Origin of the sequence: Streptomyces sp. NPDC004610 (genome assembly GCF_040609715.1) — a bacterium.
Classification (GTDB): Bacteria; Actinomycetota; Actinomycetes; order Streptomycetales; family Streptomycetaceae; genus Streptomyces.
In genome coordinates, this window is record NZ_JBEXLA010000042.1 from 1 (window position 1) to 10,734 (window position 10,734).

Sequence of the window (10,734 nt, forward strand, 5' to 3'; positions counted from 1 at the left end):
GCCGACGTCCTCTTCGCCATGCTCCGAGACGGCACCTACTACGATCCCCAACCTGCCCCATCACCTTGACCAAACCCATAGGGGCACCCCCCCCGCCGGAGGAGGAGCCACCCCCCACCCCGCTCAGCCGAACTGCACCGACCGCTTGGCCAACCCCATCCAGAACCCGTCGATCACCGACCGCTGGGCGTCCAGCTCACCGGCCGCCTCCGCCGCGCCCATGGTCACGAACAGCGGGGCGAAGTGCTCGGTGCGGGGGTGGGCGTAGCGCCCGGCCGGGGCCTTGTCGAGGAAGTCCAGCAGGTCGTCCCAGTCCTGGGTGTCCAGGGCCCGGCGGCCCCAGTCGTCGAACTCCGCCGACCAGGTCGGCACCCCCGGGCCGGTGTGGCGCAGCGCGGCCAGATTGTGGGTGAAGAAGCCGGAGCCGACGATCAGCACCCCTTCGTCGCGCAGCGGGGCCAGCCGGCGTCCGATGTCCATCAGGCGCCGGGGGTCGAGGGTGGGCATGGAGATCTGGAGGACGGGGATGTCGGCGCCCGGGAACATCTCGACCAGCGGGACATAGGCGCCGTGGTCCAGACCCCGGTCCGGTATGTCCTGCACGGGTGTGCCGGGGGCGCGCAGCAGCTTGCGCACCGAGTCGGCGAGGGCGGGGGCGCCGGGGGCCTCGTAGCGGACCCGGTAGTAGTGCTCGGGGAAGCCCCAGAAGTCGTAGACCAGGGGGACGGGGTGCACCGCGCCGAGGGCGAGCGGGGCCTCCTCCCAGTGGGCGGAGACGATGAGGATCGCCTGGGGGCGGGGCAGGGTGGCGCTCCAGGCGGCCAGCTCGCCGGGCCAGACGGGGTCGTCGGCGAGCGGCGGGGCGCCATGGCTGAGATAGAGGGCGGGCATCCGCGCGGGCGCGGGCGCGGGGGATACGGGTGCGGTGGCGTCGTCCGGCGCGGTGACCACGGGGGACCCTCCAGTCGGGTGCGTGACGGCTGAGGTGCGTAGGGGGTGAGTTGCTCGGAATGCGTAGAGGCCGAGTTGCTTGTTGCTTGAAACCTCAAGCAATGCCGACACCACCGTACGACCCATTTGTTCAAAATTCAAGAAGATTGGTCGTACAGTGGATCCATGAACACCTGGCTCAGCGCCGATGAGCAGCGTGTCTGGCAGGCGTATCTGCACGCCACCACGCTGCTGGAGGACCATCTCGACCGGCAGCTCCAGCGGGACGCGGGCATGCCGCACATCTACTACGGGCTGCTCGTCCAGCTCTCCGCCGCGCCCGGCAGGCAGCTGCGGATGACCCAGCTCGCCCGGCACGCCAAGATCACCCGCTCCCGTCTCTCGCACGCCGTCGCCCGCCTCGAACAGCACGGCTGGGTGCGCCGGGAGGACTGCCCCTCCGACAAACGCGGCCAGGTCGCCGTCCTCACCGACGCGGGCCACGAGGTGCTGCGGCGCACCGCGCCCGGCCATGTGGACGCCGTACGGCAGGCGCTGTTCGCGCGGCTCACGCCGGAACAGCAGAAGTCCCTCGGCGAGATCATGCGGATCGTCGCCGAGGGACTTCAGCCGAGCGAAGCGGGTGCGGACCTGCCCTGGCTCCGCTGAGCCGCTCACCCGGCGGAGCCCGGGGCAGGTCCTTCAGTGCCGTACGCGGAGGCGTCCCCTCCTCCCTCGTACGGCGGTCCCGAGGGGCCGGACGGCGCGGGGCCGTCCGTCAGTGACCGGGTACCCCGGTCAGTGGGCGATCACCGGCACCGGTGCCTCGTCGTGGGCGCCCTCCCCGTCCTTGCCGGAGGAGGCGACCGTGGTGGAGCCGGGGCGGCCGGCGTTGACCATGGCGAAGGCGATCAGCGCGGCGGCGACCAGGATGCCGACGGCGAGCCAGATGGCGCTGGTGTAGCCCTCGACCATGCCGCGCAGCTGGACCAGTTCCTGCGCGGAGCGGGAGGTGCCCGCGCCCGCGATGTTGTCGGCGATGTAGGACGTGGTCGCGGAGGCGGCGATGGTGTTCAGCAGGGCCGTACCGATCGCGCCGCCCACCTGCTGGGAGGTGTTGACCATCGCGGAGGCGACCCCGGAGTCACGCGGGGCGACCCCCAGGGTGGCCAGCGACATGGCCGGCATGAAGGCGGTACCCATACCGAGGCCGAGCAGCAGCATCCCCGGCAGCAGCACGGCCGCGTAGGACGTGTCGACCTCCAGCTGGGTCAGCAGCAGCATGCCGACGGCGGCGACCAGGAAGCCCGGTCCCATCAGCAGCCGGGGCGCGACCCGGGTCATCAGCCGGGTGCCGATCTGGGTGGAGCCCACGATCATGCCGACGATCATCGGCATGAAGGCGAAGCCGGTGCGCACCGGCGAGTAGCCCCGCACGATCTGGAGGTAGTAGGTCAGGAAGAGGAACAGGCCGAACATGCCGATCACGGCCAGGCCCAGCGAGAGGTAGATCCCGCCGCGGTTGCGCTCGGTGATCACACGCAGCGGCAGCAGCGGCGCCTTGACCTTGGCCTCGACGGCCACGAAGGCGAGCAGCAGCACGGCGGACGCGACGAACATGCCGACGGTGAGCGCGTCGCTCCAGCCCTCGGACTCGGCGCGGGTGAAGCCGTAGACCAGCGCGACCAGACCCAGGGTGGACAGGATGACGCCGGGGATGTCGAGCGGCGACCGGTTGCGGCCACCCTCGGGCTCACGGATGACGTACCAGGCACCGACGGCGGCGACGACGGCGAACGGGATGTTCACGAAGAACGTCCAGCGCCAGTTCAGGTACTCGGTGAGGAACCCGCCGAGGATCAGACCCACGGCACCACCACCACCGGCGATGGCCCCGTAGATGCCGAACGCCTTGGCGCGCTCCTTGGCGTCGGTGAACATCACCGCCAGCAGGGACAGCGCGGCGGGCGCGAGCAGGGCGCCGAAGACACCCTGGAGGGCGCGCGAGCCGAACATCATGGCCTCGTTGGTGGCGGCACCGCCGAGCGCGGAGGCCACGGCGAAGCCGACCAGACCTATGACGAAGGCGCGCTTGCGCCCCCACAGGTCCGCGATCCGGCCGCCGAACAGCAGCAGACCACCGAAGGCCAGGGCGTAGGCGGTGACGACCCACTGCCGGTTGCCGTCGGAGATGCCCAGGTCCTGCTGGGCGGAGGGCAGGGCGATGTTCACGATGGTGGCGTCCAGGACGACCATCAGCTGGGCGAGCGCGATGAAGATCAGGGCCTTCCAGCGACCCGGATCGGAGACCGGCAGCCCGGAGGCGCCGGAAGCCTTGGCGGCTGTTGCAGACATGGAGGTACCCACTTCGGGACTTCGTGACGGATGTATGTGACGGATGTATGTGACGGGAAGGGACGAGAAAGCTGGAAAAGGGAGCTCTATAGCAGCGGATCTATGCTGATCTGCTGGAACCTGGTGAAATTTCGGGCCCGGTGAGGGGAACGCCGAACACGTTCAGCGGAACGCGTGACGGACGGGGCTCAGGTGGGTGTGGTGACTGTGGCCGGCGGCCGAACTCATCGTTGGGCGGTGCTCCGGCGCAGATCCTCCATGGTGACCGCGGCCCCCGGCAGCGTGGAGCGGGCCGGTGCCCGCATCCCGTCCAGGAGCAGCTGAAGATGACGGTGTACGAACGGGTCCATGCCCATGCAGACCGTGCCGGCCGGGGGCCGGCTGAGCTGGGCGACGACGAGCATCAGATCGCCGACCCCGATATCCGGACGGACCTGCCCGGCGGCCTTGGCCCGCTCCAGCGCCTCACCGACCAGCCCCTCGAACCGCATCCGCGCCGCTTCCAGATCGGGGTGGCTGCGGTCGAAGCTGCTGGTCATCATCGGGCACAGGGCGCTGATCCGTTCGTCGGCGGCGGTGTGCGCGATGCGCTCCAGCACCGAGAACGGGTCCTCGCACTCCGCGAGGGCCTGTTCCGCCGCGCGGGCCGTGCGGTCGATGACCGAGCAGACCACCTCGCGGACCAGGGAATCGCGGTCCGGGAAGTTGCGGTACACCGTGGCGTTGCCGACACCGGCGCGGCGGGCGATCTCGTCGAGCGGGGCGTCGGCCCCGTACTCCACGAACAACTCCCGGGCGGCGGTGACGATCCGCTCCCGGTTGCGCAGGGCATCGGCACGGGGCCGGGGTGCCTTGCGGCGCACGGGGGTCGCGGTGTCCACGGGTGCCTCCTCGGCGGGTGGTCCGGCGGCGTGGGGTCCGGCCGGGCGTCGGTCTGGGCGTTGATCGGGGCGTTGATCGGGGCGTAGGTCGGGGCGCCGGTCTGGGCGTGGAGCCGGACGTAGGCCCGGACGTAGGCCCGGGCATAGGTCTAGCCGTCGATCTAAGCATCGGTCTGCTGGGTGAACCGGGGAGTCGGTCCCCGGATCGTCGTACGCGTGGTTAAACGGGGAGGGCGTCCCCGGTTATTTCCCGCCCGGGAAAAGATTCCATGTGACCTGAGCCACACCTCTCGGCCCACTCTGGCCCACTCCGGCCCACACCGCCCCCGGAATTACCTCCCCCACCACACCCCACCCCACGTTCGGCTCTCCCGGCGCGCGACGGCGGCGACTTCGACACAGGGTGGGCGAAAGGCAGCAACCGGTGCCGACCCTCCCCCTTCGCGCCCCGGGACGGCGGCTGCCCGGAGCGAAAGGCCCCCCATGCAGCCCTCCCGCAGCCGGATACGTCCCCGCCGACTCGCCGCCCTCGCCTCCGTGACCACGCTGACCTTCGCCGTCAGCACCGCCGCCGGCACCGGACGGCACACCGTCGGCTCCTCGGCCGCGGGCGCCACCGCGCTGTCCCGCTCCTCCGCGCTCGGACCCTGCATGATCACCGGCCGCCAGGAGGTGCTGATGTCCGAGGGCGTGCCCACCACCGGCGGCTACGCGCGCTCCACCGGCACCGTGCGCGCGCTCAGCCTGATGGTCGACTTCCCCGACGCCCCCGGCCAGGGCGACGCCCTGGACCGCTACCGGGAGTTCTTCCCGCAGACCACCGACTGGTTCCGCACCAGTTCCTACGGCCGTCTCGACTACCGCTCCGAGGCCCCCGTCACCGGCTGGCTGCGCATGCCCCAGACCTTCGAGGAGTACGGCATAGAGCGCGGCGCCCCCTTCGACCCGGGCTACCGGCGCCTGGTCCAGGACCTGGTGACCGCCGCCGACCCCGATGTCGACTTCAGCCGCTACGACCTGCTGAACGTCCTGGTCACCCCCAACGCGGGCCCCTCCGCGCTGGACACCGTGCTGTCGGTGACCTTCGCCGGGAACCCGGAAGCGCCCACCGCCGACGGCGTCCCGGTCGCCAACGCGTCCTTCGTCTACTCCCGCCAGGACGACGGCTCCGGCTCCTACCGGCGCACCGGCTACCGCGTCCTCCCGCACGAGAACGGCCATGTCTTCGGCCTGCCCGACCTCTACACCCAGGAGGGCGGCGGCGCGGTCGGCCACTGGGACATCATGAGCGAGGACTGGGGCGCCAACAACGATCTGCTGGGCTGGCACAAGTGGAAGCTGGGCTGGCTCCAGCCCGCCCAGGTGGCCTGCGCCTCGGCCCCCGGCGCCTCCGAGCACTCCCTGACCCCCCTCGCCCGGACCGGCGGCCCCAAACTCGTCGTCGTCCCCCTGGACACCCGCACCGGCTACGCCATCGAACTGCGCACCCGGGGCGGCAACGACGAGACGGTGTGCCGCTCGGGCGTCCTGATCTACAAGGTGGACGCGGACATCGACACCGGGCAGGGTCCGGTGCGGGTCTACGACTCCCGGCGGGACAGCGGCGGCTGCACCCGCTCGCCCAATGTCCACGCCGAACTCTCCGACGCGCCCTTCGTCCCCGGCGAGACCTTCGAGGACCCCGGGAACGGCATCACCATCGCGGTGACCTCGGCGGACCCGGAGGGGACGTACGCGGTTAGGGTGACTCGCACCGACTGATTCGCCCCACTGCATACATATGTAGTACCTGCGTGTCCAGTTGGGATGAAAAGGCGTCGTCGGCTGCCCCAAAGGGCAGCGGTCCGGGCCACATTGGGGAACCATGCCTCCTTCATGGCCCGCTCCCAGGAACGGTTCCTAGCGTCCGGGCCATGGCAGACCACCAGCACCTCCCCATGAGCCGCCGCCATGCCATCGTGGCCGGCGGCGCGGGCATCACCGCGATCGGACTGAGCGGCGCGTACATAGCAGCCGCCGACACCGGATCCACGGCCACGGCCACGACCGCCCCGGGGTCGCCCTTAACCTCCGCCGACGTCCTCCCCCTCACCAACGAGACCACCGAGGGCCCCTACTACCTGGACTACGACAAACATCGCGTCGACATCACCGAGGGCCGCCGCGGCACCCCGCTGGACCTGCGCATCCAGGTCCTCGACGCCGCGACCGGCGACCCGGTGCCGGACGCCTCCGTCGACATCTGGCAGTGCGACACGCTCGGCATCTACTCCGGGTACGAGGAGACCTCGGAGGCGATGAACGAGGGCGAACTCGTCTTCCCCGGCCCCATCCCCAAGCTCACCCCGGACAGCAGCACCACCTATCTGCGCGGCTTCCAGATGACCGGCGCCGACGGCTGGGTGGGGTTCCGCACCATCGTGCCCGGCTGGTACACCGGCCGGACCGTGCACATCCACACCAAGGTGCACACCCGGGGCGTCTTCCTCAACCATGCGTACGCCGAGGGCCAGACCGTCCACACCGGTCAGGTCTTCTTCCCCGAAGAACTGATCGAGGCCGTCTCCGCGATCCCCCCGTACACCGGGAACGGCCTGCCCCGCACCACCAACGCCACCGACGCCTTCTACACCGGCGACACCGCCGCCGACGGCATGCTCACCGTCACCTGGGACCGCTCCGACCCGTCCCGGCTCGCACGGGCCACCATCCGGATGGCCGTCGACCTGGAGGCCGTGAACCCGGGACGGGCGGGCAACGCCCCGCCGCCACCGGTCCGCTGATGCCGGAGGGGGGTCGCGCGTTGGGTGGGGTGGGGGGTGCGGGGGTGAGGGGTGCGGGGGTGCCGCCGTCGGCGGTGCGGGGCGCTGGGGGCGAGGACGCCTTGCCGGGCTTGGCCTGTGCGTCGCGTGGGGTGCGGGGCGTTGAGGGCGAGGGCGCCTCGCCGGAGCTGGCCCGCGCCTCGCGCCGGGTGCGGGGCGTTGAGCGCGAGGACACCCCGCCGGACCCGGCCCGCGCCCCACGCCGGGTGCGGGACGTTGAGCGCGAGGACACCCCGCCCGACCCGGCCGGCACCCCACACCAGGTACTGGCCGCCAGGGGCGACGACACCCCGCCCGACCCGGCCAGGACCCCGCACCGGGTACTGGTCGCCGAGGGCGATGACACCCTCCGGGCCCTGCTGGAGTCCGTGCTCCGCCTCACCGGTTACACGGTGACCGGCACGGGCTCCGGCCGCTCCGCCCTGCGGGACATCGAACGGACCTCGCCCGACGCGGTACTCCTCGACGCCGCCCTCCCCGGCCTCGACGGCCTCCAGGTGACCCGCGCCCTGCGGGCCAACGGCGACGACACCCCCGTACTCCTGCTGACCGGGGCCCCCGGCGACGGCCCGGCCGGGGCGCGGGCGGGCGCGGACGACCATCTCCCCAAACCCTTCGGCGTCGAGGACCTGTTCCCCCGTCTGCGCACCCTCCTGGGCCGCACGGCCCCGCCGGCCCAGCTCGCCGCCGACGACGGCACCGTCCTCCTCTTCGCCGACCTGCGGCTCGACAAGGCGGCCCACGAGGTGCACCGGGCGGGCGAGTACGTCCCCCTGTCCCCCACCGAGTTCAACCTCCTCGCCTGTCTGATGGCCGACGCGGGCCGGGTGGTGCGGCGCCGCCGGATCGTCGAGCAGGTATGGCACCCCGACTTCGCCGGGGACACCCGCATCATCGAGACCTATGTGAAGTACCTGCGCCGCAAGATCGACCACCGCTTCGACCTTCCGCTGATCCATACGGTGCGGGGGGTGGGGTACTGCTTGCGGCTGCCGCGAGGGACGTCGCCGTCCGGGGCGGGGGCCGCGCCTTCAGGGGGGTGAGGCCGCGGAGAGAGCGAAGAGGCCACCCGGCGACCTGGCCATTAGGCCGCCCGGAAGATCGGCAGCCTCAATCCTTGCGCCCCGTGACGGCGACGGTGACCCCGAGCCCGATCATGGCGAGCCCCCCGGCGCCTCCGACGGCGGAGAGCCGCCGGGGAGAGCGCGCGAACCAGTCCCGGGCGGTGGCCGCGACCAGCCCCCATACGGTGTCGGAGGCGACGGCAATCGCGCTGAACACAAGCCCGAGCAGCAGCATCTGCGCGGCGACCTGCCCTTGCGCCCGGTCGACGAACTGCGGCAGCACGGCCGCGAAGAAGACAATGGTCTTGGGGTTGGTCACGCCCACGGCGAACCCTTCCCAGAAGGTCCGCAGCCCACCGCTGCCACCGGCCTCCGCGTCCCCGTCCACGGCCCGCGCCAGCGCCCCGCGCTCCCGCCAGGCCCGCACCCCCAGATAGACCAGATACGCGGCCCCGGCGAGCTTCAGCACGGTGAACAGCACGACCGACCGCTCCACCAGCGACCCGACCCCGAGCGCGACGGCGACGATCAGCACATAGGCCCCGACGGTGTTCCCCACCACGGAGGTGAGCGCGGCCCGCCGCCCCTGGCTGAGGGCCCGCCCGACCACGAACAGCACACTGGGACCGGGCACCACGATCAGCAGAAACGACATGGCACCGAAGGCGAGCAACCGCTCAGGAGACACCATGCGGCCATGCAAGCACGCACCGGGTGCGGGCCTCCACCCTTTTTTTCCCCACCTTGCGCCTCCGGCCCCCGCCCGGGGCGACGCCACTTCCGCCTCCGGCTCCACCCCGGGCGACGCCACCACCGCCGCCGCCGCCAGCCTCCACCCCGGGGCGACGCCACCCCGACTCCGCCCGACCCTGAAACTCCCACCCGCTACACTGACGTCGGCGGCGGCCCGGCTCGCGGGCACATCCCATGTCAACGCCGCCTTCGCCTTCGTAGCTCAGGGGATAGAGCACCGCTCTCCTAAAGCGGGTGTCGCAGGTTCGAATCCTGCCGGGGGCACATTGCTGCGGTGCGCTGACTGTGCAGGTCAGCGCCCGTAGCGCGTTTCTCTGGGGCTGTGGGGACGCGTGTGGGTTAGGCCCCCGCAGGCGGTGTTATCACTGCCCGTTCGCGAGAAGGTCCGGTTGAGAGCGCTTTTGCGGCTCAAACTGGGGACTGCTCGTTGGTCGCAGGGCCGAACCCTGCGGAGACCCCACTTGGGCGAAGCCCGATACCGTCGGTCCGCTTCGGACGTCGCCGAGCCATTCTGTCCGTGCCGCTGCTCGGCGATCCACGCCAGCACCTCAAGCATCACCTGGGTCCGATGACACGCAAGGGCCTTGCCTTCCTGGCCATCCACGATCTCGATCTCGATCTCCCAGATGATGCGAGCCGTACCGCGAATCGCACCCAGGTTCCGTGCTGAGGGAAAGAAGGCGCGGTGCGCCCGGTCGTGGACGGCCCACGGCAGCAGGTCAGCGGGGAACAGCGCGACGTGCGCGGGACTCCGGACGAGAGGGCCGGGGCCGATGCGGTTCTCTCCGCAGTCGAAGACGAGGTCTCAGCGAACGGCATGAGGATGTCCTCGTCGTGCAGGTCTGTCGAGACGGTGACGGTGGCGGGCCTAGGAGCTGTCGTCGAGTGTCACGCCCACATCAGGAGTGAGGCGAGGGTGACGGTGGCCTCGTAGGACTGGGCGGTCTTGTCGTAGCGGGTGGCGATTCCGCGCCAGTGCGTCAAGCGGTTGAAGCAGCGTTCCACGACGTTACGGTGCTTGTGGATTTCACGGTCGAAGGCGGGCGGGCGGCCTCCGCGGCTGCCTTTCCGGGCCGGGTGTGCGGCCTCCCGGGTCCGGGGCGGGGCACCCGGATCGCTTCCGTCACGGCGGTGAAGCGGGTGCAGTCGTTGGTGTTGCCGCCCGTCACGACAAAGGCGAGGGGACGGCCCCTGCCGTCGCAGGCCAGGTGAATCTTGCTGGTCAGTCCGCCCGTAGATCGGCCGAGGGCCGGGTCGCGCAGCCCCCTTTTCGAGCCCCGGCCGCATGCGGATGGGCCCGGACGGCCGTGGAGTCCACCGACACCAGCCATTCGATGTCGCCCGCCGCGTCCGCCTTCGCCTGCGCAGCCCGCAGCATCCGGTCGAACGTCCCGTCCGCCGCCCACCTGCGGAAACGGGTATGCAGCGTGGCCCAGGACCATAGCGCCCGGGCACATCCCGCCAGGCCGTGCCGGTCCGGAACCTCCACACGATCCCGTTCAGGACCCTGCGGTCGAGGCGACGCGCGGGCGGGTCAGGGCCAGAATGTCGTCGCTGGTGGAATCGGGCCATTGTTGGACGGCTGACCGGTGAACAGCGCGTCGTCGCGTCGGCCGTTGCGGATCTCCCCCAGGTGGCCGCCCCCGTAGCCGCCAGATTCCAGCGCCACGTCTGCGCCTCCGAGCGGCTCTTGAATTCACCGTGACCAGCGCGTCGCCGTCCGGCACGAGCGACATGTCCGTCGTGGTCGTGGCGGGCTTTGGCCGGGTGAGCGCACGCTCGGCGCGTGCGCTCTCCACCAGTTCCCGATCGGCCTTACTCTCACGCGCCACCTTCGCCCGGGCCGCTTCGGCTTGCGGGCTGTCGACCCGTCGTACCTTGGTCGGCTTGACATCGGGTGCACCCGGACGGCCAGGCGTGGTCATCGCT

12 protein-coding genes, 1 tRNA gene and 1 pseudogene are annotated in these 10,734 nt (G+C 71.3%); 7 read left to right on the plus strand and 7 right to left on the minus strand.

The window, feature by feature from the left end:
• Positions 1-123: 123 nt before the first annotated feature.
• The gene (locus ABZX40_RS34710; protein ID WP_355746806.1) at positions 124-891 is read right to left on the minus strand and encodes a class III extradiol ring-cleavage dioxygenase; all 768 of its coding nucleotides are present in this window, start codon (positions 889-891) and stop codon (positions 124-126) included.
• A 225-nt stretch (positions 892-1,116) separates the two neighbouring features.
• Between ABZX40_RS34710 and ABZX40_RS34715 the strand changes: the two genes are divergently transcribed.
• Positions 1,117-1,599 carry a MarR family transcriptional regulator gene (locus tag ABZX40_RS34715; RefSeq protein WP_355746783.1) on the plus strand — a complete coding sequence of 161 codons (483 nt, stop codon included), beginning with the start codon at positions 1,117-1,119 and terminating at the stop codon, positions 1,597-1,599.
• Positions 1,600-1,728: 129 nt separating this feature from the next.
• On the opposite strand, the gene ABZX40_RS34720 is transcribed toward ABZX40_RS34715, so the two are convergent.
• Complete coding sequence (locus ABZX40_RS34720; RefSeq protein WP_355746780.1) at positions 1,729-3,285, minus strand: MFS transporter; 1,557 nt, start codon at positions 3,283-3,285, stop codon at positions 1,729-1,731.
• 224 nt (positions 3,286-3,509) lie between these two features.
• Positions 3,510-4,166 (minus strand): helix-turn-helix domain-containing protein, encoded by a 657-nt coding sequence (locus ABZX40_RS34725; protein WP_355746777.1) that lies wholly within the window; start codon positions 4,164-4,166, stop codon positions 3,510-3,512.
• 483 nt (positions 4,167-4,649) lie between these two features.
• On the opposite strand from ABZX40_RS34725, the gene ABZX40_RS34730 reads away from it, so the two are divergent.
• The 3 genes from ABZX40_RS34730 (at position 4,650) to ABZX40_RS34740 (ending at position 8,031) form a co-directional block, all read left to right on the plus strand.
• Positions 4,650-5,927, plus strand: coding sequence for a M6 family metalloprotease domain-containing protein (locus ABZX40_RS34730; protein ID WP_355746774.1), 1,278 nt, complete (start codon positions 4,650-4,652; stop codon positions 5,925-5,927).
• Positions 5,928-6,079: 152 nt separating this feature from the next.
• Positions 6,080-6,949, plus strand: a complete 870-nt coding sequence (locus ABZX40_RS34735; protein WP_355746771.1) for an intradiol ring-cleavage dioxygenase — start codon at positions 6,080-6,082, stop codon at positions 6,947-6,949.
• Between the two features lie 131 nt (positions 6,950-7,080).
• Entirely contained in the window at positions 7,081-8,031 is a 951-nt protein-coding gene (locus ABZX40_RS34740) for a response regulator transcription factor (RefSeq protein WP_355746768.1), read from the plus strand.
• Between the two features lie 67 nt (positions 8,032-8,098).
• On the opposite strand, the gene ABZX40_RS34745 is transcribed toward ABZX40_RS34740, so the two are convergent.
• A complete protein-coding gene (locus tag ABZX40_RS34745; protein WP_355746765.1) occupies positions 8,099-8,743 on the minus strand; it encodes a LysE family translocator in 645 nt (214 codons plus the stop codon).
• Between the two features lie 253 nt (positions 8,744-8,996).
• Here ABZX40_RS34745 and ABZX40_RS34750 point away from each other — a divergent pair.
• From ABZX40_RS34750 to ABZX40_RS34760, 3 genes are all read left to right on the plus strand, one after another.
• Positions 8,997-9,069 (plus strand) — tRNA-Arg (locus ABZX40_RS34750).
• Positions 9,070-9,322: 253 nt separating this feature from the next.
• Complete coding sequence (locus tag ABZX40_RS34755) at positions 9,323-9,475, plus strand: hypothetical protein (protein ID WP_355746762.1); 153 nt, start codon at positions 9,323-9,325, stop codon at positions 9,473-9,475.
• 15 nt (positions 9,476-9,490) lie between these two features.
• Complete coding sequence (locus ABZX40_RS34760) at positions 9,491-9,739, plus strand: hypothetical protein (RefSeq protein WP_356162792.1); 249 nt, start codon at positions 9,491-9,493, stop codon at positions 9,737-9,739.
• 46 nt (positions 9,740-9,785) lie between these two features.
• On the opposite strand, the gene ABZX40_RS34765 is transcribed toward ABZX40_RS34760, so the two are convergent.
• The 3 genes and pseudogenes from ABZX40_RS34765 to ABZX40_RS34775 all read right to left on the minus strand — a co-directional run.
• Positions 9,786-10,067 carry a transposase gene (locus tag ABZX40_RS34765; protein ID WP_356162797.1) on the minus strand — a complete coding sequence of 94 codons (282 nt, stop codon included), beginning with the start codon at positions 10,065-10,067 and terminating at the stop codon, positions 9,786-9,788.
• The gene (locus ABZX40_RS34770) at positions 10,028-10,183 is read right to left on the minus strand and encodes a hypothetical protein (RefSeq protein WP_355746808.1); all 156 of its coding nucleotides are present in this window, start codon (positions 10,181-10,183) and stop codon (positions 10,028-10,030) included. The genes ABZX40_RS34765 and ABZX40_RS34770 overlap by 40 nt, the downstream gene beginning before the upstream one ends.
• Positions 10,184-10,239: 56 nt before the next feature.
• Positions 10,240-10,377 (minus strand): annotated as a pseudogene (locus ABZX40_RS34775) (transposase); the annotation flags it as partial.
• Between the last annotated feature and the right edge of the window lie 357 nt (positions 10,378-10,734).

Excerpts from the sequence above, each read along its gene's own strand:
- ABZX40_RS34710 (WP_355746806.1), bottom strand. The coding sequence starts at position 891 with ATGCCCGCCCTCTATCTCAGCCATGGCGCCCCGCCGCTCGCCGACGAC.
- ABZX40_RS34715 (WP_355746783.1), top strand. The coding sequence starts at position 1,117 with ATGAACACCTGGCTCAGCGCCGATGAGCAGCGTGTCTGGCAGGCGTAT.
- ABZX40_RS34720 (WP_355746780.1), bottom strand. The coding sequence starts at position 3,285 with ATGTCTGCAACAGCCGCCAAGGCTTCCGGCGCCTCCGGGCTGCCGGTC.
- ABZX40_RS34730 (WP_355746774.1), top strand. The coding sequence starts at position 4,650 with ATGCAGCCCTCCCGCAGCCGGATACGTCCCCGCCGACTCGCCGCCCTC.
- ABZX40_RS34735 (WP_355746771.1), top strand. The coding sequence starts at position 6,080 with ATGGCAGACCACCAGCACCTCCCCATGAGCCGCCGCCATGCCATCGTG.
- ABZX40_RS34745 (WP_355746765.1), bottom strand. The coding sequence starts at position 8,743 with ATGGTGTCTCCTGAGCGGTTGCTCGCCTTCGGTGCCATGTCGTTTCTG.
- ABZX40_RS34770 (WP_355746808.1), bottom strand. The coding sequence starts at position 10,183 with ATGCTGCGGGCTGCGCAGGCGAAGGCGGACGCGGCGGGCGACATCGAA.